General features: G+C 69.0%; 26 protein-coding genes. 3 read left to right on the top strand and 23 right to left on the bottom strand.

Annotated elements, in window-relative coordinates; all coding sequences use genetic code 11:
* Positions 1 to 4: 4 nt before the first annotated feature.
* The 12 genes from secY to EZ313_RS09945 all read right to left on the bottom strand — a co-directional run bounded on the left by secY (position 5) and on the right by EZ313_RS09945 (position 7,220).
* Entirely contained in the window at positions 5 to 1,324 is a 1,320-nt protein-coding gene (gene secY / locus EZ313_RS10000; protein ID WP_135263012.1) for a preprotein translocase subunit SecY, read from the bottom strand.
* Between the two features lie 23 nt (positions 1,325 to 1,347).
* Positions 1,348 to 1,779, bottom strand: coding sequence for a 50S ribosomal protein L15 (gene rplO / locus EZ313_RS09995; protein WP_135263011.1), 432 nt, complete (start codon positions 1,777 to 1,779; stop codon positions 1,348 to 1,350).
* A gap of 1 nt (position 1,780) precedes the next feature.
* Complete coding sequence (rpmD, locus tag EZ313_RS09990; RefSeq protein ID WP_135250181.1) at positions 1,781 to 1,966, bottom strand: 50S ribosomal protein L30; 186 nt, start codon at positions 1,964 to 1,966, stop codon at positions 1,781 to 1,783.
* A 17-nt stretch (positions 1,967 to 1,983) separates the two neighbouring features.
* The gene (rpsE, locus tag EZ313_RS09985) at positions 1,984 to 2,505 is read right to left on the bottom strand and encodes a 30S ribosomal protein S5 (RefSeq protein WP_135263010.1); all 522 of its coding nucleotides are present in this window, start codon (positions 2,503 to 2,505) and stop codon (positions 1,984 to 1,986) included.
* 18 nt (positions 2,506 to 2,523) lie between these two features.
* The gene (gene rplR, locus EZ313_RS09980) at positions 2,524 to 2,889 is read right to left on the bottom strand and encodes a 50S ribosomal protein L18 (protein ID WP_135263009.1); all 366 of its coding nucleotides are present in this window, start codon (positions 2,887 to 2,889) and stop codon (positions 2,524 to 2,526) included.
* Between the two features lie 10 nt (positions 2,890 to 2,899).
* Positions 2,900 to 3,433, bottom strand: a complete 534-nt coding sequence (gene rplF, locus EZ313_RS09975) for a 50S ribosomal protein L6 (protein WP_135263008.1) — start codon at positions 3,431 to 3,433, stop codon at positions 2,900 to 2,902.
* 16 nt (positions 3,434 to 3,449) lie between these two features.
* Positions 3,450 to 3,845, bottom strand: coding sequence for a 30S ribosomal protein S8 (gene rpsH, locus EZ313_RS09970; protein ID WP_135263007.1), 396 nt, complete (start codon positions 3,843 to 3,845; stop codon positions 3,450 to 3,452).
* Positions 3,846 to 3,865: 20 nt separating this feature from the next.
* A complete protein-coding gene (gene rpsN / locus EZ313_RS09965) occupies positions 3,866 to 4,171 on the bottom strand; it encodes a 30S ribosomal protein S14 (protein WP_135263006.1) in 306 nt (101 codons plus the stop codon).
* A gap of 9 nt (positions 4,172 to 4,180) precedes the next feature.
* A complete protein-coding gene (rplE, locus tag EZ313_RS09960) occupies positions 4,181 to 4,720 on the bottom strand; it encodes a 50S ribosomal protein L5 (RefSeq protein ID WP_135263005.1) in 540 nt (179 codons plus the stop codon).
* Between the two features lie 2 nt (positions 4,721 to 4,722).
* Positions 4,723 to 5,040 carry a 50S ribosomal protein L24 gene (rplX, locus tag EZ313_RS09955; protein WP_135263004.1) on the bottom strand — a complete coding sequence of 106 codons (318 nt, stop codon included), beginning with the start codon at positions 5,038 to 5,040 and terminating at the stop codon, positions 4,723 to 4,725.
* 12 nt (positions 5,041 to 5,052) lie between these two features.
* Entirely contained in the window at positions 5,053 to 5,421 is a 369-nt protein-coding gene (rplN, locus tag EZ313_RS09950) for a 50S ribosomal protein L14 (protein ID WP_006297881.1), read from the bottom strand.
* 224 nt (positions 5,422 to 5,645) lie between these two features.
* Positions 5,646 to 7,220 (bottom strand): glycerol-3-phosphate dehydrogenase/oxidase, encoded by a 1,575-nt coding sequence (locus EZ313_RS09945; RefSeq protein WP_135263003.1) that lies wholly within the window; start codon positions 7,218 to 7,220, stop codon positions 5,646 to 5,648.
* A 114-nt stretch (positions 7,221 to 7,334) separates the two neighbouring features.
* On the opposite strand from EZ313_RS09945, the gene proC reads away from it, so the two are divergent.
* Positions 7,335 to 8,171, top strand: a complete 837-nt coding sequence (proC, locus tag EZ313_RS09940; RefSeq protein WP_135263002.1) for a pyrroline-5-carboxylate reductase — start codon at positions 7,335 to 7,337, stop codon at positions 8,169 to 8,171.
* Here the strand turns inward: proC and ubiA are convergent.
* Genes ubiA through recG form a run of 4 tightly spaced genes read right to left on the bottom strand, consistent with a single transcriptional unit; the run spans position 8,164 to position 13,026 of the window.
* Positions 8,164 to 9,027 carry a 4-hydroxybenzoate octaprenyltransferase gene (ubiA, locus tag EZ313_RS09935; RefSeq protein ID WP_420849307.1) on the bottom strand — a complete coding sequence of 288 codons (864 nt, stop codon included), beginning with the start codon at positions 9,025 to 9,027 and terminating at the stop codon, positions 8,164 to 8,166. The genes proC and ubiA overlap by 8 nt on opposite strands.
* Positions 9,024 to 9,953 carry a Dyp-type peroxidase gene (locus tag EZ313_RS09930; RefSeq protein WP_135263000.1) on the bottom strand — a complete coding sequence of 310 codons (930 nt, stop codon included), beginning with the start codon at positions 9,951 to 9,953 and terminating at the stop codon, positions 9,024 to 9,026. Before EZ313_RS09930 ends, ubiA begins: the two co-directional genes overlap by 4 nt.
* A gap of 45 nt (positions 9,954 to 9,998) precedes the next feature.
* The gene (locus EZ313_RS09925; protein ID WP_135262999.1) at positions 9,999 to 10,952 is read right to left on the bottom strand and encodes a LysR substrate-binding domain-containing protein; all 954 of its coding nucleotides are present in this window, start codon (positions 10,950 to 10,952) and stop codon (positions 9,999 to 10,001) included.
* A 7-nt stretch (positions 10,953 to 10,959) separates the two neighbouring features.
* Positions 10,960 to 13,026, bottom strand: a complete 2,067-nt coding sequence (recG, locus tag EZ313_RS09920; RefSeq protein ID WP_135262998.1) for an ATP-dependent DNA helicase RecG — start codon at positions 13,024 to 13,026, stop codon at positions 10,960 to 10,962.
* A 54-nt stretch (positions 13,027 to 13,080) separates the two neighbouring features.
* Here recG and queA point away from each other — a divergent pair, with 54 nt between their 5' ends.
* Both queA and tgt read left to right on the top strand, forming a co-directional pair.
* Entirely contained in the window at positions 13,081 to 14,112 is a 1,032-nt protein-coding gene (gene queA / locus EZ313_RS09915) for a tRNA preQ1(34) S-adenosylmethionine ribosyltransferase-isomerase QueA (RefSeq protein WP_135262997.1), read from the top strand.
* 1 nt (position 14,113) lies between these two features.
* A complete protein-coding gene (gene tgt, locus EZ313_RS09910) occupies positions 14,114 to 15,274 on the top strand; it encodes a tRNA guanosine(34) transglycosylase Tgt (RefSeq protein ID WP_135262996.1) in 1,161 nt (386 codons plus the stop codon).
* A 25-nt stretch (positions 15,275 to 15,299) separates the two neighbouring features.
* Here the strand turns inward: tgt and EZ313_RS09905 are convergent, their stop codons facing one another.
* From EZ313_RS09905 to EZ313_RS09875, 7 genes are all read right to left on the bottom strand, one after another.
* A complete protein-coding gene (locus tag EZ313_RS09905; RefSeq protein ID WP_135262995.1) occupies positions 15,300 to 16,562 on the bottom strand; it encodes an FIST signal transduction protein in 1,263 nt (420 codons plus the stop codon).
* Positions 16,559 to 17,290 carry a PhaM family polyhydroxyalkanoate granule multifunctional regulatory protein gene (locus tag EZ313_RS09900; RefSeq protein ID WP_135262994.1) on the bottom strand — a complete coding sequence of 244 codons (732 nt, stop codon included), beginning with the start codon at positions 17,288 to 17,290 and terminating at the stop codon, positions 16,559 to 16,561. The genes EZ313_RS09905 and EZ313_RS09900 overlap by 4 nt, the downstream gene beginning before the upstream one ends.
* Before the next feature lie 92 nt (positions 17,291 to 17,382).
* Positions 17,383 to 17,865, bottom strand: coding sequence for a copper chaperone PCu(A)C (locus EZ313_RS09895; RefSeq protein ID WP_135262993.1), 483 nt, complete (start codon positions 17,863 to 17,865; stop codon positions 17,383 to 17,385).
* Between the two features lie 9 nt (positions 17,866 to 17,874).
* Positions 17,875 to 18,420: a YcnI family copper-binding membrane protein gene (locus EZ313_RS09890; RefSeq protein ID WP_135262992.1), complete on the bottom strand. Its 546-nt coding sequence runs from the start codon at positions 18,418 to 18,420 to the stop codon at positions 17,875 to 17,877.
* On the bottom strand, positions 18,417 to 20,738 hold the full coding sequence (locus EZ313_RS09885) for a TonB-dependent receptor (protein ID WP_420849306.1): 2,322 nt from the start codon (positions 20,736 to 20,738) through the stop codon (positions 18,417 to 18,419). The genes EZ313_RS09890 and EZ313_RS09885 overlap by 4 nt, the downstream gene beginning before the upstream one ends.
* Positions 20,739 to 20,815: 77 nt before the next feature.
* Complete coding sequence (locus EZ313_RS09880; RefSeq protein ID WP_205960354.1) at positions 20,816 to 21,163, bottom strand: DUF2946 family protein; 348 nt, start codon at positions 21,161 to 21,163, stop codon at positions 20,816 to 20,818.
* Positions 21,164 to 21,252: 89 nt separating this feature from the next.
* Complete coding sequence (locus tag EZ313_RS09875) at positions 21,253 to 22,056, bottom strand: enoyl-CoA hydratase/isomerase family protein (protein WP_135263634.1); 804 nt, start codon at positions 22,054 to 22,056, stop codon at positions 21,253 to 21,255.
* Positions 22,057 to 22,078 lie beyond the last annotated feature (22 nt).

Genomic DNA, 22,078 nt, shown 5'->3' with positions numbered 1-22,078 from the left:
CCCGTCAACCGCCGAGTGAAGTCTTGAAGTTCGCCTTCTTCAGCAGCGACTCGTACTGCTGGCTCATCATGTAGTTCTGCACCTGGGCCATGAAGTCCATCGTGACCACCACGATGATCAGCAGCGAGGTGCCCCCGAAATAGAACGGCACGTTGTATTTCAGGATCAGGAACTCGGGCAGCAGGCACACGATGGTGATGTACACCGCACCGGCCAGCGTCAGGCGCAGCAGGATCTTGTCGATGTAGCGCGCCGTCTGGTCGCCCGGGCGGATGCCCGGGATGAAGGCGCCGCTCTTCTTCAGGTTGTCGGCGGTCTCGCGGCTGTTGAACACGAGCGCCGTGTAGAAGAAGCAGAAGAACACGATCGCGGCCGCGTACAGCATCACGTAGATCGGCTGGCCCGGCGAAAGGGTCGAGGCCAGGTCCCGCAGCCAGCGCATGGAATCGCCGGTCGAGAACCAGCTCACCACCGTGGCGGGCAGCAGGATGATCGACGACGCGAAGATCGGCGGGATCACGCCGGCCATGTTCAGCTTCAGCGGCAGGTGCGACGACTGGCCGCCGTAGACCTTGTTGCCGACCTGTCGCCGCGCGTAGTTGACCAGGATCTTTCTCTGCCCCCGCTCGATGAACACCACAGCGTAGGTGACCAGCCCGACGACGACCACGATGAAGATGGCGATCAGGATGCTCATCGCACCCGTGCGCACCAGCTCCAGCAGGCCGCCGATGGCGCTGGGCAGTCCCGCGGCGATGCCGGCGAAGATCAGGATCGAGATGCCGTTGCCCAGCCCGCGCTCGGTGATCTGTTCGCCCAGCCACATCAGGAACATGGTGCCGGCCGTGAGGCTGACCACCGCGGTCATGCGGAAGCCGAAGCCCGGCTGGATCACCAGGCCCGGCGAGCCTTCCAGCGCCAGCGCGATGCCCAGCGACTGGAAAAGAGCCAGGCCCAGGGTGCCGTAGCGCGTGTACTGCGTGATCTTGCGGCGGCCGGCCTCGCCCTCCTTCTTCAGCTGCTCGAACGTGGGGACCACGTACGTGAGCAGCTGCATGATGATGGAGGCCGAGATGTACGGCATGATCCCCAGCGCGAACACCGTGAACCGCGACAGAGCGCCACCCGAGAACATGTTGAACAGGCTCAGGATGCCGCCCTGCTGGCCCTTGAACAGCTGCTGGAGCTGTCCCGGGTCGATGCCGGGCACGGGGATGTGCGCGCCGATGCGGTAGACCACCAGCGCGAGCAGCAGGAAGACCAGCCGCCGGCGCAGGTCGCCGAACTTGCCGGTCTTCGCGAGTTGGGCTGCGTTCGTCGCCAACTTCGTGCTTCCGTTCGTGCGCGTCAGGCCAGGCTGCCGCCAGCCGCCTCGATGGCGGCCTTGGCCCCGGCGGTCGCGCCGATGCCGGTCAGCTTGACGGCGCGCTTGAGCTCGCCGGACTTGATGACCTTGACGTTCTTGATCATTTCGCCGACCAGGCCGGCCTGCTTCAGCGTGAGCAGGTCGACTTCTGCCGCGCCCAGCTTCTCCAGCGAGGTCAGCGTGACCTCACCGTTGAACTTGAGCGACTGCGACTTGAAGCCGCGCTTGGGCAGGCGGCGCTGCAGCGGCATCTGGCCGCCTTCGAAGCCGACCTTGTGATAGCCGCCGGCGCGGGACTTCTGGCCCTTGTGGCCGCGGCCCGCGGTCTTGCCCAGGCCCGAGCCGATGCCGCGTCCGACGCGGCGGCGCGCCTTGCGGGCGCCCGGGGCGGACTTGAGGTTGTTCAGTTCCATGTCAGAGCACCTTCACCAGGTAGCTGATCTTGTTGATCATCCCGCGCACCGCCGGCGTGTCCTGCAGCTCGGAGACCGAGTTGAGCTTGCGCAGGCCCAGACCGCGCACCGTGGCGCGATGCGATTCCTTGGTGCCGATGGGGCTGCGCACCAGCTGCACCTTGACCGTGTTTTGTTGGGTCGCCATGTCGTTCGTTCCTTCGCTCAGGCGGCGAACAGGTCTTCGACCGACTTGCCGCGCTTGGCCGCCACTTCCGAGGGTGTGGTGGAGTTCTTCAGCGCGTCGAGGGTCGCCCGGACCATGTTGTACGGGTTGGTCGAACCATGGCTCTTGGCCACGATGTCGGTGATGCCCATGACTTCGAACACCGCGCGCATCGGGCCGCCGGCGATGATGCCGGTGCCCTTGGGGGCCGGCGCCATGATCACGTGCGCGGCGCCGTGGCGGCCGACCACGTTGTGGTGCAGCGTGCCGTTCTTGAGCGACACCTTGCGCATGTTGCGGCGGGCCTCTTCCATGGCCTTCTGCACGGCCGCGGGCACTTCCTTGGACTTGCCCTTGCCCATGCCGACGCGGCCGTCGCCATCGCCCACGACGGTCAGCGCGGCGAAACCGAGAATCCGGCCGCCCTTGACCACCTTGGTGACGCGGTTCACCGCGATCATCTTTTCCCTGAGGCCGTCCTCCGGACCCTCAGCCTGCCGGTTCGCTTGAATCTTTGCCATGTTCAGTATCCGTGTCCGTTAGAACTGCAGGCCCGCTTCACGGGCGGCATCGGCCAGCGCCTTGACGCGGCCGTGGTAGGCAAAGCCCGAGCGGTCGAATGCGACCTGCTCGACGCCCGCGGCCTTGGCGCGCTCGGCGATCAGCTTGCCCACGCGCTGGGCCGCGGCGGTGTTGCCGCCCTTGCCCGAGCCGCCCAGCTCCTTGCGCAGGTCGGCCTGGGCCGTCGACGCGGCGGCCAGGACCTTGCTGCCGTCGTCGGAGATGACCTGGGCGTAGATGTGCAGGTTCGTGCGGTTGATCGTCAGCCGGGCAACGCCCTGCGTGGCGATGCGGATGCGGGTCTGGCGGGACCGGCGGAGGCGCTGCTCTTTCTTGTTCAACATCGTCCGCTCCTTACTTCTTCTTGGTTTCCTTGATCACGATCTTCTCGTCCGCGTAACGGATCCCCTTGCCCTTGTAAGGCTCGGGCGGACGGATGGCTCGGATCTCGGCGGCAACCTGGCCGACCTTCTGGCGGTCGGCGCCCTTGACCACGATCTCGGTGGGCGCCGGCGTCTGCACGGTGATGCCCGCGGGCATGTCCTTGTTGACGGGGTGCGAATAGCCCACCGACAGGTTCAGCTTGGCGCCCTGCGCGGTGGCCTTGTAGCCCACGCCCACCAGGCTCAGCTTCTTCTCGAAGCCCTTGGTGACGCCCAGCACCATGTTGTTCACCAGCTGACGCATGGTGCCGCTCATGGCGTTGGCTTCGCGCGATTCGTCGGCCGGCTCGAACGACAGCTTGCCGTCCTTGCTGCTCACCTTGACCAGCGCGTTCTGCGCGAGCGACAGCGTGCCGCCCGTGCCCTTGACGCTGATCTGGTCGTCCTTGATCTGCACGTCCACGCCCTGCGGGACGGCGACCGGCATCTTTCCTACTCGGGACATTTCCTGTTCCTTCCCTTTAGGCCACGTAGCACAGCACTTCGCCGCCCACGCCGCTGGCGCGCGCCTTGCGGTCGGTCATCACGCCCTTGGGGGTGGTGACGATGGCGACGCCCAGGCCGTTCTGCACCTGCGGAATGGCGTTGCGGCCCTTGTAGATGCGCAGGCCGGGGCGGCTGACGCGCTCGATGCGCTCGATGACGGGACGGCCGGCGTAGTACTTCAGCGAGATCTCGAGCTCGCTCTTGTTGCCGTCCTTCTTGACCTCGAAACCGTCGATGTAGCCCTCGTCCTTCAGGACCTGGGCGATCGCGACCTTGAGGTTGGACGCCGGCACGCTCACCGACGGCTTGGCCACCATCTGCGCGTTGCGGATGCGGGTCAGCAGGTCGGCGATGGGATCACTCATGCTCATGTCTTGTCTCTCCTCGCCGCTTACCAGCTGGCCTTGATCACGCCCGGGATGTCGCCCGTGAAGGCCATCTCGCGGATCTTGTTTCGGGCCAGGCCGAACTGGCGGAAGGTGCCGCGCGGGCGGCCCGTGATCTCGCAGCGGTTGCGCTGGCGGGTCGGGTTGGCGTTGCGCGGCAGCTTCTGCAGGGCCAGGCGCGCGGCGGCGCGCTCTTCCTCGCTCTTCTTCACATCGCCGGCGGTCGCCTTCAGTTCCGCGTACTTCTTCGCGTACTGGGCGACGAGCTTGTCACGCTTGAGTTCGCGCTGGATCAAAGCAGTTTTTGCCACGATGTACCTTCAGTTCTTGAACGGGAAACGGAAGCCCTGGAGGAGCGCCTTGGCTTCCTCGTCGGTCTTGGCCGTGGTGGTGATGCTGATGTTCAGGCCGCGCAGGGCGTCGACCTTGTCGTACTCGATCTCGGGGAAGATGATCTGTTCCTTCACGCCGATGTTGTAGTTGCCGCGGCCGTCGAAGGCGCGGCCGGAGATGCCGCGGAAGTCGCGCACGCGCGGCAGGGCCACGGTGACGAAACGGTCGAGGAACTCGAACATCTTCTCGCCGCGCAGGGTGACCATGCAGCCGATCGGCTGGCCTTCGCGGATCTTGAAGCCGGCGATGGCCTTCTTGGCCTTGGTGACCACGGGCTTCTGGCCGGCGATCTTGGTCAGGTCGCCGACGGCGTTGTCCATGACCTTCTTGTCGGCCACCGCCTCGCTCACGCCCATGTTCAGCGTGATCTTGGTAAGGCGCGGGACCTCCATCGGCGACTTGTAGCCGAACTTCTGGGTCAGCTCGGGGACAAGCTTCTCGCGGTAATGCTGCTGCAGTCGTGCCATGGTCATGCCACCTTGATTTCTTCGCCGCTGGACTTGAAGACGCGCACGCGCTTGTCGCCCTGGACCTTGACGCCGACCCGGTCGGCCTTGCCGGTGGCGGGATTGAAGATCGCCACGTTGGACTGGTGGATCGGCATGGCCTTCTCCACGATGCCGCCGGTCGTGCCCTTCATCGGGTTGGGCTTGGTGTGCTTCTTCACCAGGTTGATGCCCTCGACCACCACGCGGTCGTCGTCCTTGCGCAGGATGACCTTGCCGCGCTTGCCCTTGTCGCGGCCCGCGAGGACGATGACCTCGTCGCCTTTGCGAATCTTGTTCATGGCTTGCGTTCCTTAGAGGACTTCGGGCGCCAGCGACACGATCTTCATGAAGCGCTCGGTGCGCAGCTCGCGCGTCACCGGGCCGAAGATGCGGGTGCCGATCGGCTCCAGCTTGTTGTTGAGCAGCACGGCGGCGTTGCCGTCGAACTTCACGAGCGAGCCGTCGCCGCGGCGGATGCCCTTGGCGGTGCGCACCACGACGGCGCTGTAGACCTCGCCCTTCTTGACGCGGCCGCGCGGGGCCGCTTCCTTGATGCTCACCTTGATGATGTCGCCCACGCTGGCGTAGCGACGCTTGGAGCCACCGAGCACCTTGATGCAAAGCACGGACTTCGCGCCCGTGTTGTCGGCGACTTCGAGCCGGGATTCAGTCTGGATCATTTGTGTATTCCCAACTTTTCCCCGAGGGCCCGCCGAACCGGAGGCTTGGGCTCCGATTCCCGTGGCGGGACATCAGGTCAGTCTTGGGCCTGTCGTCGGCGCCGGCGGATTGCTCCGCTTTTGCTGGCGCCTCCGGGAAGGCAGATAGCTCGCCCAAAAACAGGCGAGCCCGCGATTATGCCTTATCCACAGGCTTTGTCAAACCTCGGCCTCGGTGGCGGGGCTCAGGCCGGCTGGCGTTGGGGCAGGTAGCCGGCCGCGAGCCGGGCGAAATCGACTTCGCGCGGGTCGGATCCGGTTTCCTCGCGCAGCAGCCGCGCCACCGCCGGTCCGAGGCGCATCGCCAGCGCCGCGTCCAGGAACAGCAGGCGCGAGCGCCGCGCCAGCACGTCTTCCACCGTGCGGGCGTATTCCTCGCGCGCGGCGAACCGCACCATCGCCTCCGTCAGGCCGCCGCCCAGTTCGGCGCCGGCGCCCGGCAGCGCCTGCACCCGGGGCGCCTCGGAGCCGTAGCCGTGCAGGCCCGGCGGGTCGCACACCGGCACCGCGGCGCCTTGCGCGACATCGCCGCCGACCAGCTTCAAGTTGGTGGTCACTCCCGCCTTGGCTCGCGTCAGGAGCCGCGCGGCGAAGCACCGCTCCAGCACGTCTTCGGCCATTGCGCGGTAGGTGGTCCACTTGCCGCCCGTCACCGTGACCAGCCCCGAGCGGCTGACCAGCACGGTGTGCTCCCGGCTGATCGACTTGGTGGCGGCCCCGTCGTCGCCGTTCGGCCGGACCAGCGGCCGCAGCCCGACCCACAAGCTGCGAATGTCCGACAGCGTCGGCGCGGTCGCCAAGTACCGCTTCGCTTCGCCCAGGATCAACGCCAGCTCCTCCTCGAACGGCTGCGGCTCGCGCGGCAGGTCGGCGCGAGGCGTGTCGGTCGTGCCCAGGATCACCTTGCCCAGCCAGGGCACGCCGAACAGCACGCGGCCGTCGGCGGTCTTGGGCACCATCAGCGCATGCCGCCCGGGCAGGAACTTGCGGTCGACGACGACGTGCACCCCCTGGCTGGGGGCCACCATCGCGCGAACCGGCCGGCCGAGCGCCTGGCCATCGAGCTGCCGGAGGTGATCGACCCAGACGCCGGCAGCGTTGATCACGCAGCGGCCGCGGACCTCGCCGCTGCGGCCCGACTCGCGGTCCTCGCAGCGCACGCCCACGGTCCGGCCGCCCTCGTGCACAAGCCCGGTCACCGCGCAGTAATTGAGCAGCACCGCGCCCTGTTTTTCGGCGGTGCGGGCCAGCGTCACCGCGAGCCTTGCGTCGTCGAACTGGCCATCCCAGTACTCGACCCCGCCCTTCAGGCCGGCAGGCTGCGCCGTCGGAAGCGCCTGCAGCGTCTCGGCGCGGCTCAGGAAGCGAGTCGGCGCGAGCCCCGCCCTGCCGGCCAGCGCGTCGTAGAGCTTCAGGCCCGCGCCATAGAACGGCGTCTCCCACAGCTTGTACGAGGGCATGACGAAGGCCAGCGGCTGCGCAAGGTGCGGCGCGTTGCGCAGCAGCACAGTGCGCTCGTGAAGCGCCTCGCGCACCAGCGCGATGTTTCCCTGCGCCAGGTAGCGCACGCCGCCGTGCAGCAGCTTGGTGGCGCGCGACGACGTGCCGCCGCCGAAGTCGTGCGATTCGAGCAGCGCCACCGAAAATCCGCGTGCGGCCGCGTCCAGCGCGACGCCCAGGCCCGTCGCACCGCCCCCCACCACCAGCACGTCGAAGGGCCCGGCCGACGACAGCCGGGCCCACGTTTCTTCTCGAGTCATCGCGACCGATTGTCCCCCAGCGTGCACGCGGGCCCGATCGGCTGGGCGACTTCCGCGGCAGGACTAGACTGCCCGCCTGCCGCACCGAAGCGGCGAGCCAACACAGGACGACGCATGAACTTCCAGGACACGGCCATCGCCTTCGTAGGCGGCGGCAACATGGCCACCGCCATCCTCGGCGGACTGCTGAAGAAGGGGCTGCCCGCCGCGCGCGTGCAGGTGGTCGAGCCGTGGGCGGAGGCGCGCGAGCGGCTCTCGCGGGATTTCGGCGTGGCTGCCAGCGAGCAGGCTGGCCCCGCGTTGGCGCAAGCGAACCTCGTCGTGTGGGCCGTCAAGCCGCAGACCTTTCGCGATGCGGCGGCCGCCGTCGCGCCACATGCCCGGGGGGCCCTGCACCTGAGCGTCGCGGCCGGCATCACTTCGGACAGCATGGCGCGTTGGCTGGGCACCGAGCGAATCGTGCGCTCCATGCCCAACACACCCGCGTTGGTCGGGCGCGGCATGACGGCCTTGTTCGCACGCGCTGCCGTGTCCGCTCCCGATCGCGCGCTGGTCGAGCAGGTCCTCGCGCCCACCGGGGCCACACTGTGGGTCGATGCCGAAGCGCAGCTCGACGCGGTCACAGCCCTCTCCGGCTCCGGTCCGGCCTATGTCTTCTATTTCATCGAAGCGATGACCCGCGCCGGTCAGGAAATGGGACTGCCCGCCGGAACGGCGCAGCAACTTGCCATCGGAACGTTCTGCGGGGCTTCGGAGCTCGCACGCGCGTCGAGCGAACCACCGTCGGTGCTGCGCGAACGCGTGACCTCCAAGGGCGGCACGACGCACGCCGCGCTGACGTCGATGGAGCAGTCCGGTGTCGCCGACCGCTTCGTGCAGGCGATGCACGCCGCCTGCAAGCGCGCCTCCGAACTGGGCGCCGAATTCGGCCGCGACAGGCCCGCTACTTGACCGCGTAGCCGGCCGCGATGCCGGCGAACACCGCAAAACCTACCCAGTGGTTGAGGCGGAAGGCCTTGAAGCAGCCGTCGCGCGTGCGCTCGCGGATCAGCTGCCAGTGCCACAGCGCCTGCGCCACTGCTGCAACGATGCCGATGTAGAACGGCGCGCCCAGCTCACGCGGCGCCAGCGCGAGCAACCAGATCGCCAGGAACGCGCCGTAGCAGGCCATCACCACCGGCACGTCGGCGCGGCCGAGCGTGATCGCCGAAGTCTTGATGCCGATCCTCAAATCGTCGTCGCGATCCACCATCGCGTACTCCGTGTCGTACGCCAGCACCCAGAACAGGTTGCCCAGCAGCAGCACCCACGCCAGCAGCGGCACGCGCGATTGCGCCGCGGCGAAGGCCATCGGGATGCCGAAGCTGAAGGCGATGCCCAGCACGGCCTGCGGCATCGAGACGAATCGCTTGGCATAGGGATAGAGCATTGCGATCGCGAGGGCGGCGAACGACCACAGGATCGCGGCCGTGTTGGTCGTCAGCACCAGCGCGAACGCCACCAATGCGAGCACCGCGCCCACAGCCAAGGCCTCGCGCACGCTGACCCGCCCCGACGTCACCGGCCGCTGCGCCGTGCGCTTGACGTGCCTGTCGTATTCGCGGTCCGCCACGTCGTTGACGCAGCAGCCCGCGCTGCGCATCAGAACGGTCCCGAGCGTGAACACCGCCACAAGGTGCCAGCCCGGAAAGCCGTCCGCAGCCACCCACAGGGCACTGAGAGTCGGCCACAGGAGCAGCAGCCAGCCCGCCGGTCGGTCCCAGCGGATCAGGTCCAGCCAGAGACGAATGCGCTCACCCACGCTCAGGACAGTCCCAGGCCGAGCCCGCGCAGATCGAGCCGGTCCTCGCGCATCGGAGGGCACCAGTAGTAGGCGCCGTTCACCGGCTTGCTGATGCGGAAGAGCGCGTCGACGACGCCGTCGTCGTGGCCGGCCATGCGCCGCATCTGCGCTTCGAACGCGGCGTGCGACTTGCCGAAGGCGACGAACATCAGCCCGGCCTGCATGCTCATCATCCACGGCATCGAACGGCGCAGGACAAAGGCCTCGGGATCGAAGCTTTCCTGCGCCGTGCGCTTGACGTGCGCGGTCTCCGGCGCGTCCTCGATCTCCTCGTTGTCCGAAAGGCGCCGGCCGAAGTGGTGGTCGCGCTCCATGTCGCCCAGCGCCTCGAACGCGTCGAGGTCGTGCACCCACTGCTGCACCGCCACGTAGCTGGAGCCGTCCACGCCCTCGCCTTTCCCCTGCGCGAAAGCCGCCTCCTCGGCGTCCTCGCCCTTCGGGTTCTCGGTGCCGTCCTCGAAGCCGGTCAGGTCGCGGCCATGGCCGCTTTCGCCCATCGCATGGCGGAAGCCGTCGACCACGTGGCGAACGTGGAAGGCCGGCGCCAGCGCCTTCTGCACTTTGCGCGTGTGGTGCAGCAGGTGCCCCAGGTCCTCGCCGCGCACCCAGCACCACAGCGGGCCCGGGGTCGAGGGCACCTTGACGCCTTCGCGCGAGAAGTCGGGGAACTCGTGCAGCTCGGGGATCTCGGCCCCGAGCGCCCGCACGAGCGATGGCCCGATGCCGAGCACGACCGCACTGCCGTCCACCAGCGGGGTCAGACGCGTCAGCGCCTCCTTGATGGCGGCCGCGTCGACGCTGGGGTCGGCCAGGGTGAACGAAACGAAGCGTGCTACGGCGGGCACCGGCTCGAGGATGCCGGGCTGGTACAGCTGTTCCTTGGGTTGCATGCCCAAATGTTAGGGCAGCGCCGCGGCCGCGTCGTCAGCCGCTGTTCAGGAGAGCCGCTTGACCCCCGGAAGCTCGCACGCATAGATGGCATTGCGCAGCGCGGCGATGGCCTCGTAGCGCGTGAAGCTGCGGCGCCAGGCCAGCACGACGCGGCGCATCGGCGGATCCCCATCGAACGGGATGTAGCGGACGAACGCCTGGTCCTCGCTGCGCCGCTTGGGCTTGGGATCGAGCGCGCCTTTCGGCACCGAGAGCCGCGGGACCAGCGTGATGCCCATGCCCGCCGCCACCATGTGCTTGATCGTCTCCAGCGAGGAACCCTCGAAGCTCTTGCGGATGCCTTCCGCGTCGCTGGAAAAGCGCGCGAACTCGGGGCAGACCTCCAGCACGTGGTCGCGGAAGCAGTGGCCGGTGCCCAGCAGCAGCATGGTCTCGCTCTTGAGCTCCTGCGCGGTGAGCGTCTTGCGCTCGGCGAAGTGGTGGTTGCTCGGCACCGCCGCCATGAACGGCTCGTCGTAGAGGCCTGCGAGCGCCAGCCCCGTGTCGGGGAAGGGTTCGGCCATGATCGCGCAGTCGATCTCGCCGGTGCGCAGCATCTCCAGCAGCTTGACGGTGAAGTTCTCCTGCAGCATCAGCGGCATCTGCGGCGTGCGCGCGATGGCCTGGCGAACCAGGTCCGGCAGCAGGTAGGGACCGATGGTGTAGATCACGCCCAGCTTCAGCGGGCCGGCCAGGGGATCCTTCCCCCGCTTGGCGATCTCCTTGATCGAGGCGGCCTGCTCCAGCACGCTCTGCGCCTGCCGCACGATCTCCTCGCCCAAGGGGGTTACGCTGACCTCGTTGGCGCTGCGTTCGAACAGCTTGACCTCGAGTTCGTCCTCCAGCTTCTTGATCGCCACCGAGAGCGTGGGCTGCGAGACGAAACAGCCTTCCGCCGCCTTGCCGAAGTGCTTCTCGCGGGCGACGGCCACGATGTACTTGAGTTCGGTCAGCGTCATGGCGTGTTCAGGCCTTCAGGTATTCCGATTTTCCACCCAACCAGCGCGAGACGTGGCGCCGGGCGTCGTCGGGGAAGCGATCCAGCATCAGCGGTGCCAGTGCGCGGGCGGCCTGCAGCAGGTGCGTGTCGGTCGCCAGGTCCGCGAAGCGCAACAGTGGCGCGCCCGACTGCCGCGCGCCGAGGAACTCGCCGGGGCCGCGGATCTCCAGGTCGCGGCGTGCGATCTCGAAACCGTCGTTCGTCTCCGCCATGGCCTTCAGGCGCGCCCGCGCCGTCTCGCCAAGCCTCCCGTTCTCGCCGGGCGAATACAGCAGCACGCAAGCCGAAGCCGCGGCGCCGCGTCCGACCCGGCCGCGCAGCTGGTGCAACTGCGAAAGGCCGAAGCGCTCCGCATGCTCGATCACCATCAGGGAGGCATTGGGGACGTCGACGCCGACTTCGATCACGGTGGTGGACACCAGCACGCCCATCTGCGCGCCTGCAAACAGCGACATCACCGCCTTCTTCTCCGCGGGCGGCATGCGCGAGTGCAGCAGGCCGACCATCACGCCCGGCAGCGCGGCCTGCAGCGCTTCATGGGTGGCCGTGGCGTTCGTGAGGTCCAGCGCCTCGCTCTCCTCGATCAGCGGACAGACCCAGTAGACCTGGCGGCCTTCCGTCAGCTGCGACCGGATGCGCTCCACCACCTCCTCGCGCCGGCTGTCGGCCACCACCTTGGTAATGACGGGCGTGCGGCCGGGCGGCAGCTCGTCGAGCGTGGACACGTCCAAGTCGGCGTAGTAGCTCATCGCCAGCGTGCGCGGGATGGGCGTGGCCGACATCATCAGCAGATGCGGCTCCTGGCCCGGCTCGTTCATCTTGCCGCGCAACGCCAGACGTTGCGCGACGCCGAAGCGGTGCTGCTCGTCGATGATGGCCAGCGCCAGCCGCTTGAACTGCACCTGCTCCTGGATCACAGCATGCGTGCCGACCACCAGCGCCGCCTCGCCGCTGGCGATGCGCTCCAGCATCTCGGTGCGTTCCTTTTTCTTCTGTCCGCCGGTAAGCCACGCCACCGTGAGGCTCCGGGGCGTCAGCAGCGGCTCCAACCAGCCGATGAGCTTTCGGAAATGCTGTTCGGCGAGGATTTCGGTCGGCGCCATCAGCGCGCACTGCCAGCCGGGGTCGATGGCCACGGCCGCTGCCAGCGCCGCCACGACGGTCTTCCCCGAGCCCACGTCGCCCTGCAGCAGGCGGTGCATCGGAACGGGCCGCCCGAGGTCGGCCGCGATCTCCTCACCCACGCGCCGTTGGGCCGACGTCAGCGCGAAGGGCAGCGCCTTGAGCAGCTGCTCGTGCAGCCCGCCGGCCTTCGCCGCAAGGCGAGGCGCCCGCAGCTCGTCGCGCTCGCGCTTGCTTTCCAGCTGCGACAGCTGCTGCGCGAGCAACTCCTCCGCCTTCAGGCGCTGCCAGGCCGGGTGGCTGCGGTCTTCCAGCGCCGCAAGCGACACGTCGGGGCCGGGATGGTGCAGGAACTGCAATGCGTCCCGCAGCGTCCACGCCTCGCGCAGCCCCAGCTGCGGCAGCAATTCCGCGGGCACTGTCTCGGACAGGTCGGCCCGCACGAGGCCGCTCTGCACCGCCTTGCGCAAGTAGGCCTGCGGCAGGCTGGCCACCGTCGAATAGACCGGCGTGAGCGCTTCCGGCAACGCCCCGCCGGCGGCACGGCAACTCGGATGCACCATGGACCAACCCATGAAGCCGCCCTTGAGCTCGCCCCGAACGACGACACGATTGCCCACGGCCAGGGCCTTCTGCTGCGAGGGATAGAACGAGAAGAAGCGCAGCACGCAGGTGTCGCTGCCGTCGTCCACGGTCACCACCAGCTGCCGGCGCGGGCGAAAGGCGACGTGGTTGTCCGTCACCGTGCCCTCGAACTGCACCGTCTCGCCTTCGCGTGCATCGCGCAGCTTCACGATGCGGGTCTCGTCCTCGTAACGCAGCGGCAGGTGCAGCGCGAGGTCGATGTCGCGCACCAGTCCCATCTTCTGCAGGGCCTTCTGCGGGGCCGACAGGGTCGCGGTGGCGGGCATGGGACAATTCTGCCCTCACAAGAACTTGGAACGGGTCATGTCCGGCCCTCAAGCATGCGTGCCTTCACCCTGGGCGATTTCGACTTCGCCCTACCCCCCGAACTGATCGCCCAGCATCCCGCGCCCGAGCGCAGCGCCTCGCGCCTGCTCGATGGCCGGCACCTGCCGCCTGCGGACCGCGTGTTTCGCGAGCTGCCCGCGCTGCTCACCCCGGGCGACCTGCTGGTGTTCAACGACACGCGCGTGCTCAAGGCGCGCCTGTACGGCGGGAAGCCTTCCGGCGGCAAGCTCGAACTGCTGGTCGAACGCGTGCTGGCGGGCGGCGAGGTCGTGGCCCACATGAAGGTGAGCAAGAAGCCGCCGGTGGGCACCGTGCTCGCGATGGAGGGTGGCTTCACCGCCACGCTCCTGGGCCGCTGGCCCGATGCCGAGGGGCCTCTGTTCCGCCTGGCGTTCAGCGACGACCCGTATGCGCTGATGGAGCGCCACGGCCACGTGCCGCTGCCGCCCTACATCGAGCACGCCGACACCGAGCAGGACGTCGAGCGCTACCAGACCGTGTTCGCCCGCACGCCGGGCGCCGTCGCCGCGCCGACGGCCGCACTGCATTTCGATCCGCAGGTGCTGGCCAGCCTCGATGCGTGCGGCATCCGCCGCGCCAGCCTCACCCTGCACGTGGGCGCGGGCACCTTCCAGCCGGTCAAGACCGAGAACATCGCCGAACACCGCATGCACAGCGAGTGGTACGACGTCCCTGCGGCCACGCAGGAAGCGGTGGCACGCACGCGAGCGCAGGGCGGACGCATCGTCGCGGTGGGCACCACCACGGTCCGCACGCTGGAAAGCTGGGCGCTCACCGGCCAAGCGAGAGGCGATACCGACATCTTCATCACGCCCGGCTTCCGCTTCCGCCTGGTCGACCTGATGGTCACCAACTTCCACCTGCCGCGCTCCACGCTGATGATGCTGGTGAGCGCCTTCGCGGGCCACGACCGCATCACCGCCCTGTACCGCCACGCGGTGGCGCACCGCTACCGCTTCTTCAGCTACGGCGACTCGATGCTCCTCGAGCGCGCCCCGACCTGACATGCTTCGATTCGACCTCCTGGCCACCGAAGGCCTGGCCCGCCGCGGCCGCCTCACCCTCAACCACGGCGTGGTGCAGACGCCGATCTTCATGCCCGTGGGTACCTACGGCACGGTCAAGGGCGTGACGCCGCGATCGCTCGAGGAGATGGGCGCGCAGATCATCCTGGGCAACACCTTCCACCTGTGGATGCGGCCGGGCCTGGACGTGCTGGCGCAGTTCGGCGGGCTGCACCGCTTCGAACGATGGGAACGGCCCATCCTCACCGACTCCGGCGGGTTCCAGGTCTGGAGCCTGGGCGAGATGCGCAAGATCAGCGAGGAAGGCGTGAAGTTCGCGTCGCCCGTCAACGGCGACCGCCTGTTCCTCACGCCCGAGGTGTCGATGCAGGTGCAGACCGCGCTCAACAGCGACATCGTCATGCAGTTCGACGAGTGCACGCCGTACGAGACCAAGGGCCACGTCACGACCGAAGCCGAGGCCCGGTTCTCGATGGAGCTGAGCCTGCGCTGGGCCGCGCGCTGCAAGACCGAGTTCGCGCGACTGGAGAACCCGAACGCGCTGTTCGGCATCGTGCAGGGCGGCATGTTCGAGCACCTGCGCGAGGCCTCCCTCGCCGCGCTAGTGGACATGGACTTCCCCGGCTACGCCATCGGCGGTGTCAGCGTGGGCGAGCCCAAGGAGGACATGCTGCGCATCATGGCGCACACGCCGCACCGCCTGCCCGCGCACAAGCCCCGCTACCTGATGGGCGTGGGCACGCCGGAGGACCTGGTAGACGGTGTCGCTCAGGGCGTCGATTTGTTCGACTGCGTCATGCCCACGCGCAATGCGCGCAACGGCCACCTGTTCACCCGCTTCGGCGACCTCAAGATCCGCAACGCGCGCCATCGCAGCGACGAGCGGCCGCTGGACGAGACCTGCACCTGCTACGCGTGCAAGGGCGAGACCCGCCCCGACGGCACCGTGAGCGGCGGCTTCTCGCGCGCCTACCTGCACCACCTGGAGCGCTGCGGCGAGATGCTGGCGCCGATGCTGGCCAGCATCCACAACCTGCACTTCTATCTGAACCTGATGCGGGAGATCCGGGAGGCGTTGGAGGCCGGGCGGTTCGCCGAACTTGCGCGGCAGTTCCGGGCCGATCGCGCGCGCGGCATCTGAACGCCGCAGACGTTCCTGAAGCGCCTCAGCCGCCGAACACCGTCAGCACACCCGTGTACCCATACAGGTGGTGCCGAGCGATCTCGCCGCCGGCGAAGAAGCCGACCAGCGGCACATCGCCCAGCGCACGCCGCACGATCTGCAGCTCCGCGCTCGGGCCACCGAAGTGCGGACCGCCGCGGCCGGCGCAGCTGACGTACACCGCGCCGGCGATGCGCCGCTGCGGATTGGGCGCGGACTGCGCCTCGGGCGCCGCCAGCGCTGCGGCCGCCGTCAGCGGCATCTCCTGCGGCTCGAGTTCCTCCCGGATCTCGGCGCAGATGCGCATCAGGTCGGCGCGCGCGGCCTGCGCGTTGCGGTTGCAGAAAGCCATGCGCATGCCGGTCTCGACCTTGCTGGCCACCGCCACGCCGCGCCGGCCCGGATCGAGGCCGATGATGTGGCGCACCTCGACGTCGGCGCCGAAGGTGCCGGTGCGGCCGATCACGTCGGCGCCCGGCGAAGTCAGGCCGACCAGCGTCGCGCGCAACGTCGACATCGCGGCCTGCGGGCGCTCCAGGGAGATTCGCGCTTCATCGAGCAGCACGTCGAGCGCGGGCTCGTCGTCCAGCGTGAGCAGCACGTTGCCCTCCGCCCCGGTGACCACGCGCTCGCGCCCCAGCGGCTGGCAGCCTTGCGTGACGCGCGAGACGAGCCGCACGCTTTCAGCGAAAGCGACGCCCGACAGACCGCCGCGGAACACGCCCCCGGCATGGCCCTGCCCCTTGATGTTGCCGTTGCCGCCGATCGCAAACTGCACCGCCGAGCTGCGGCTGGCGGCAAGTCCTCCGAACAGGTAGCCCGTGGTCGTGCGCGCGGCCATCTCCGCGATCAGCTCGCCGACGTCGGGCGTGCTCGCATCGGCATGGACCAGCGCGGTGTGCGGCTCGAAGCCCATGCCCTCGCCCGTGCCCAGCGGAGCGACGCCGGAGAAGACGCGGTACTGGTGCGGCGGCACGGCGCACAGCATCACGGCCAGCGCAGGCTCGTCGAAGTACTCGATGTTGCTGGAGGAGATGCCGATGCCCACGGTGCCGGACCAGTCGGTGATCTCGGGAAGCTCCGCGCCCAGGTGGTCGAGGATGTCGTGCGCGTGGGGCGCGTAGTGGTCGGTGATGTACAGCAGCGCCAGCGTGGGCGACGCCGCGTATTCGGGCAGCGCCATCTGCGCGCGCAGCTGCGCCAGCACCAGCCCAGCGGCCATCGGCCACTGCGGATGCGTGGCATGCGCGAACGGGAACAGCTTCATGTCTTGTCGGCTGCGGAGCGGCGGCGCGAGGGTGCCTTGCGGGCCTTCTTGGCCGGAGTCGATCTGGCAGCGGTCGTGGTCTTGGCCTCACCCTCGACAGCGCCGCTCTTGGAGGACTCCTTGGCCGCTGTCGTCGCCATGTTGCGTGCGGCGTCCGTGCCGGTGCGAGTGGCGTCCTTCAACGCATCGGCCGCGATCTGCTGGAACTGCTGCGTCAGCGCCGTCCACCATTGCAGCGGATCGACGACGCCGTTGGATGCCGGCCTGGCGGCTGCGCCGTCCTGGGCCGCGGCCTTGCCGCGCGGCGTTTTCGCGGCACCGGAAGCCGCACCCCCGGCATTCGCGGCCGCCTCGGTTCCCTTCTGCATCGCGGCCTCGGAACCCTTCTGCATCGCCGCCACTGCATCGGCGGTCTTCAGACGCAGCGCCTCCGCCATCTCGTTCATGTTGAAGTTCATGCTCTTGAGCGTCGCCAGGGTCATCTTCTGGACTTCGAGCGCCTGGATGGTGGCGCTCAGCGCCTTGGAGTTCTGGTCCAGCCAGAAGTGCACCGCCCGCAGTTCGCCGATGCGCTTTTCCAGCTCCTCGACGTTGAGTGTGGGCGCCACCCAGTTCGACAGGCTGGGCATCTGGGGAACCGTCTGGCTCGCGCCCTTGGCCAGGTTCTGCAGGAAGTCGAAACCGGGAACGAACTTGGTGAAGCCCATCGGGGCGTTGTCGTCGCTCATGGCGGCCTCCGGTCGAGGGGGATGAACGCCAGCTTAGCAGGCCGTCGCGCGCACAGCCGGCGCGGCAGCCCGCCAAAGCGAAAGCATCGGTGTCAATGCTTGTGGTGGCTTCCGTGGGCGCCGGCTTCCTTCGGTGGCGTGGTCGACACCGGCACCTGAACGGCCAGCTGGCGCTGCTCGCCCGACGCGGTCTTGAACGTCAGCGTGACCGGGATGCTGGTGTTGGGCGCGAGCGGGGCCTTGAGCTGCATCAGCATCAGGTGGTAGCCGCCGGGCTTGAGCTGCAGCGGCTCCCGCGACGTCATCGGGATCGAATCGACCTGGCGCATGCGCATCACGTCGCCCTCCATCTTCATCTCGTGCAGCTCGGCCGAGCCCGCCACGGGCGTCGACGCGCCCACCAGCGTGAGCGGCTCCTTCGCCACCAGCGTCATGAAGGCGCCGGAGGCGCGCTGCCCCTGCACGCTGGCGCGCGCCCAGGGTGCAAGCACGGTCACGGGCGCGGAGGACTGCGCCCACGCGGCCGCGCCGCATGCGATGGCCGTGGCGGCCAGCAAGGTCTTGATCGTCTTCATGTCGGCTCCTTAGTGACGGTGCCCGCCGCTCCCCGCGGCCGGCATGATTTCGAGGGCGGCCGCGGGGGCCTTCAGGTCGGAGAGCTTGCGGCCTTCGCGCGGGATTTCCACCCAGTCGATGCGGCCGCTCTCGCAGACCTGGTTCACCGGCCAGTAGATCGTGCCCGCCGTGCCGGGCGTGCGCGCCACCAGCACGAACTCGTCGTAATGATTCGTCGCCAGCATGTCGGCCGGCGTGCGCGCGGTCCACGTCACGCGCACCACGTCCTCGGTGATCGTGCGGCCGTGCGACGTGACCGGCTGCGCCAGCTTGCCGTACTGCACGTCGAGCAACCAGCCCGGCTTGGGCATCGGCCGCGCGCCGGTCACGCCGGCCGGGATGATGACGCTCACCTGCCGCGTCGGCCATTGCTCGCAGCCGTGGCCGACCTTGAAGGTCGCCTTGTAGCTGCTGTCGGCGGGCGCCACCTGGTATTCGAGCACCACATGCGCCGAAGCGGCGCCGGTCGCGCCGAGGGCGGCGGCAAGCAAGGGGATCAGGAGTGGGGTTTTCATAGGTCGGCCTTGAGTTCGGCGAAGAAGGTTCGCTGGGGGTAGGGGTGGAAGTTCCAGTACGTCTTGTTGTTCAGGTTGTCGATGCCGAAGGCGGCGCTCAGGCGCTTGTCGATCTGCACCCGGGCGCGCACGTCGATCACGTACAGGCGGCTCACGCCCATGTACGAATAACCGTTGATGTCGCTGTTGTCCAGCGTGCGGAACTGGCGGCTGCTGTACCGCGCGCCCACCGAGGTGGTCCAGCGCTCGTTCCAGCGGTAGTCGGCCACCGCCGTCGCGCGCCAGCGTGGGATGTTGGGCTGGCGCTTGCCGACCGTGTCGCCCGGCGTCGTGACGAAGCCGGCGTTCTCGCGGATCTCCGAGTGCGCGAAGGTCGTGCTCGCGTTGACGTTCAGGCCGGGCAGCGCCACGTCCGTGGCGCTCCACGCGAACTCAAGACCCTGCGTGGCGATGCGCCCCACGTTCTGCACGCGGGTGACGTTGCGGTTGGCGGCAGCGTCGAACACGGTCTGGTTGTACAGCGCGTCGCGCGTCTCCTCGGCGAAGTACGTCAGCCGCAGCAGCCCGTTCGCGAGTTCCTTCTCGGCCGTGAGCTCCCCCGTCCAGGAGCGTTCGGGCCGCAGATCCGGGTCGTTGATGAACTGCGCGTTCGCCGTGGAGGTCGCCCCGTAGAGCTCGGCCACGGTGGGGAAGCGCAGTGCACGTCCCAGCGACGCCTTGAGCACTGTGTCGGGCCGCCACTGCCACGACACCGCGATCTTCGGTGAGACATGGGTGTCGCTGCGATCGGGCCAGGCCGTGTCGACGGCAGGCGTGATCACGGTGAAGCCGGAGAAGGCCCGCCAGCGTTCCAGCCGCGCCCCCAGCACCGTCTTCCAGCGAGGCGCGAACGACCAGGCGTCCTGCGCCCACATGCTGGTGAGCTGCGTGCGGCCGCCGACGTTGCTGGCCACGCTGCCCGGCGGGTCCGCGCGCCACTGGCCCGCGATGTTGGACGTCAGGTAGGCGAGCTCGAAGTCGTCGCGCTGCAGGCCGAAGTCGACGATGTGCGCGCCGCGCATCCCGTCCGGCCGCCACGTGCCGCGCAGCGCCAGCGTGGTCCAGCCGGTGCCGCCACCGTCCGCCAGGGTGCCGGGCCCGCCGCTCTCCGCGGCGGGCGGGGGATTGCCGGCGGCGTTCTGGCGCTTGTGGTCGCGGTGGTAGTCGTAGCGGCTTGCGGCAACCTCCCAGTCGAACACGCCCTGCGTCCGGCTCTTCACCGAGAGGCCATGCATGTAGTGCGTGAGGCGCTCGTCGGTGAGCGGGAAATCGGCTCCGGTCAGCGGCGCGAACGAGAGCCCGTCGATGCGCACCGGGCCGCTGGTCACCGCGTTGCCACCCGCATCACGCAGGTGCGAGGCCGAGCGCCCGCGTGTCGTGTTCTCCCACCAGCCCAGCGTGTAGGCCGCGCGGATCGATCCGGGGAAGTCATACGCCAGCTTGGCCTTCAGGTGGTCCTGGCGGCTCGCGTACTCCGTGGCGCTGCCCAGCACGTACCAGGGCTGGCCGGCGCTGTTGCGCGTGAGCACCACGCCCGTGACCGGGACACCGGCCCCGGCGGCCGTTCCGCTGGAGACCAGCCGCGTCGGAAAGGTCAGCGGCTGCCCTTCGCTGTCCTGCCGGTTCACGTTGAACCACCACGTCCAGTCCCCCGCCCGGTTGCCCAGCGAGGCGCTGGTCTGCCAGGTGCGGTAGGTCGTGGCCGTGCCGTACAGCTCGAAGGGGTGCAGCGAGTAACTCGCCGCCGCGTGCGCCTCGAACCGGCGCGGCAGGCGCGTGACGTACTCCACCACCGCGCCCACCGAGTTGCCCGGGTAGGCGGCGGAGAACGGGCCGTACATCACGTCGACGCGTTCGATCTCCTCCGGCGTCACCAGCCCCCAGCGCGGCGGGAAACTCAGGCCGCCGACGCCGTTGCCGAGCAGGTTGGACAGCAGGATGCCGTCCGCGTAGACCAGCGAGCGGGCGCTGTTGCCGGTGCCGGACGCGCGGCTGGACAGGATGGCGTGGTTGTAGTCGCCGGGATAGCGCTTGCGCACCAGCAGGCTCGGGAAGTAGCGGAGCACGTCCCCGCTGTCGGTCGCGTTGATGGTGCGCTCGATCTGCTCGCGGTCGATGCCCTCCATGGTGGTGGGGATCTGCGTCGGCAACGAGGTCGGCTGGCCCCCGGTGACGGTGACCACGCCCAGCGAGCGCGCCGGAGCGTCCTGCGGCCACGCCGGCGGCGCGCAGATGAAGGGGGATGCGGCCGCCAGCGCGGCGGCCGCGCGTGTTCGGATCACGGCAAGCTCCTCTGACCGGAAACGGGGGCCACGCCCGCCTTCTTGCGGGCGGCGCGTGGAACGCTTTCAGCGGATCAGGAGAGCGAAGGCGGCCCGCGAGCGGGCAGGGGTGCGCCGATGCGCGCGGCCAGGCGCGCGGCGGCGACCGGCTCGACGGCATGCGCCAGCGGCGAGGGCTTCTCGAGCGCGATGCTCACGGGAGGCGGCGCGGCCGTCGTGGCGCACAGCGGGCAGTCCGGCGCGTGCGACGTGGCCGGCTCGTCCGCTTCGCCATGCACCATCAGCTTCATGGTGCCGCCGCTGCACACCAGCTCGGTGGACTTGGGCTGCACCACCGGAGACGCGACAGCCACACCGATCGCCAGCGCGAACCACGCCAGCACGAGGCGGGCGAGGAAGCGGGCTTGGCGCAGGCGCTGCATGGCGGCCATTATGGGTTTCGCGACGCGCGTGTGGCGCGACAGCAAACAAGAAAGTACGCCAGGTCCGCTGGTCGAGCTCGACCGTGACATCACGCGCCGGGGAACCGCGGCGCGCGCTTGTCCCGCAGCGAAGCGATGCCTTCGCGCACGTCCGGCCCGCCGAATCCCATGAATTCCAGCGCGAGCGAGGTGTCGAAATTGGGGCCGGCCTGCCGCAGCCAGTTGTTGAGCGAGTACTTGGTCCAGCGGATCGCGCTCTGGCTGCCCTGCGCCAGCCGGTCCGCGATTTCATAGGCCTTGGGCAGCAGCTGCTCGCGCTCGACCGCCAGTGCGACGAGGCCGATGCGCTCGGCCTCCTCGCCGCTGACCGGCTCGCACAGCATCAGGTAGTACTTGGCCTTGGCCAGGCCGCACAGCAGCGGCCAGACGATGGCCGCGTGGTCGCCGGCCGCGACGCCCAGGCGGGTGTGGCCGTCGACGATCTTCGCGTCGCGCGCGGCGATCGGGATGTCGGCCAGCAGCCCGGCCACGAGGCCGGCGCCGACCGCCGGGCCGTGCAGCGCGCTGACGATCGGCTTGTCGCAGTTGATCACGTTGTAGACCAGGTCGCGCGCTTCCTTCCACACGCGGCTGCGCACCTCGAAGTCGCCGGCCATGTCCTGCACCAGCGACAGGTCGCCGCCACCCGAGAAGCCCTGGCCCTCGCCGCGCAGCACGGCGCAGCGCACGCTGTCGTCGGCCGACACATCGCGCCAGATCTCGGCGAGTTCGCGGTGGCCTTCATGGCCCGCGGTCGGCAGCTTGCCGTTGGCCGCGCGCATGACGATGTCCAGCACCGAATCGCCGGGCCCGCGGCGGCTGATCGAAAGCGTGCTGTAGCGCGAGTAGTCCATCATGGTGTGCGGTCGTCTTGCG

Source organism: Ramlibacter henchirensis (assembly GCF_004682015.1).
Classification (GTDB): domain Bacteria; phylum Pseudomonadota; class Gammaproteobacteria; order Burkholderiales; family Burkholderiaceae_C; genus Ramlibacter; species Ramlibacter henchirensis.
This window is presented reverse-complemented; position numbering and strand designations above follow the sequence as displayed.

Bases quoted from the DNA above. Each gene is read 5' to 3' on its own strand.
- rplO (WP_135263011.1), bottom strand. From the start codon at position 1,779: ATGGAACTGAACAACCTCAAGTCCGCCCCGGGCGCCCGCAAGGCGCGC.
- rpmD (WP_135250181.1), bottom strand. From the start codon at position 1,966: ATGGCGACCCAACAAAACACGGTCAAGGTGCAGCTGGTGCGCAGCCCC.
- rpsE (WP_135263010.1), bottom strand. From the start codon at position 2,505: ATGGCAAAGATTCAAGCGAACCGGCAGGCTGAGGGTCCGGAGGACGGC.
- rplR (WP_135263009.1), bottom strand. From the start codon at position 2,889: ATGTTGAACAAGAAAGAGCAGCGCCTCCGCCGGTCCCGCCAGACCCGC.
- rplF (WP_135263008.1), bottom strand. From the start codon at position 3,433: ATGTCCCGAGTAGGAAAGATGCCGGTCGCCGTCCCGCAGGGCGTGGAC.
- rpsH (WP_135263007.1), bottom strand. From the start codon at position 3,845: ATGAGCATGAGTGATCCCATCGCCGACCTGCTGACCCGCATCCGCAAC.
- rplE (WP_135263005.1), bottom strand. From the start codon at position 4,720: ATGGCACGACTGCAGCAGCATTACCGCGAGAAGCTTGTCCCCGAGCTG.
- rplX (WP_135263004.1), bottom strand. From the start codon at position 5,040: ATGAACAAGATTCGCAAAGGCGACGAGGTCATCGTCCTCGCGGGCCGC.
- rplN (WP_006297881.1), bottom strand. From the start codon at position 5,421: ATGATCCAGACTGAATCCCGGCTCGAAGTCGCCGACAACACGGGCGCG.
- EZ313_RS09945 (WP_135263003.1), bottom strand. From the start codon at position 7,220: ATGACTCGAGAAGAAACGTGGGCCCGGCTGTCGTCGGCCGGGCCCTTC.
- proC (WP_135263002.1), top strand. From the start codon at position 7,335: ATGAACTTCCAGGACACGGCCATCGCCTTCGTAGGCGGCGGCAACATG.
- EZ313_RS09930 (WP_135263000.1), bottom strand. From the start codon at position 9,953: ATGCAACCCAAGGAACAGCTGTACCAGCCCGGCATCCTCGAGCCGGTG.
- EZ313_RS09925 (WP_135262999.1), bottom strand. From the start codon at position 10,952: ATGACGCTGACCGAACTCAAGTACATCGTGGCCGTCGCCCGCGAGAAG.
- recG (WP_135262998.1), bottom strand. From the start codon at position 13,026: ATGCCCGCCACCGCGACCCTGTCGGCCCCGCAGAAGGCCCTGCAGAAG.
- queA (WP_135262997.1), top strand. From the start codon at position 13,081: ATGCGTGCCTTCACCCTGGGCGATTTCGACTTCGCCCTACCCCCCGAA.
- tgt (WP_135262996.1), top strand. From the start codon at position 14,114: ATGCTTCGATTCGACCTCCTGGCCACCGAAGGCCTGGCCCGCCGCGGC.
- EZ313_RS09905 (WP_135262995.1), bottom strand. From the start codon at position 16,562: ATGAAGCTGTTCCCGTTCGCGCATGCCACGCATCCGCAGTGGCCGATG.
- EZ313_RS09900 (WP_135262994.1), bottom strand. From the start codon at position 17,290: ATGAGCGACGACAACGCCCCGATGGGCTTCACCAAGTTCGTTCCCGGT.
- EZ313_RS09895 (WP_135262993.1), bottom strand. From the start codon at position 17,865: ATGAAGACGATCAAGACCTTGCTGGCCGCCACGGCCATCGCATGCGGC.
- EZ313_RS09890 (WP_135262992.1), bottom strand. From the start codon at position 18,420: ATGAAAACCCCACTCCTGATCCCCTTGCTTGCCGCCGCCCTCGGCGCG.
- EZ313_RS09880 (WP_205960354.1), bottom strand. From the start codon at position 21,163: ATGCAGCGCCTGCGCCAAGCCCGCTTCCTCGCCCGCCTCGTGCTGGCG.
- EZ313_RS09875 (WP_135263634.1), bottom strand. From the start codon at position 22,056: ATGGACTACTCGCGCTACAGCACGCTTTCGATCAGCCGCCGCGGGCCC.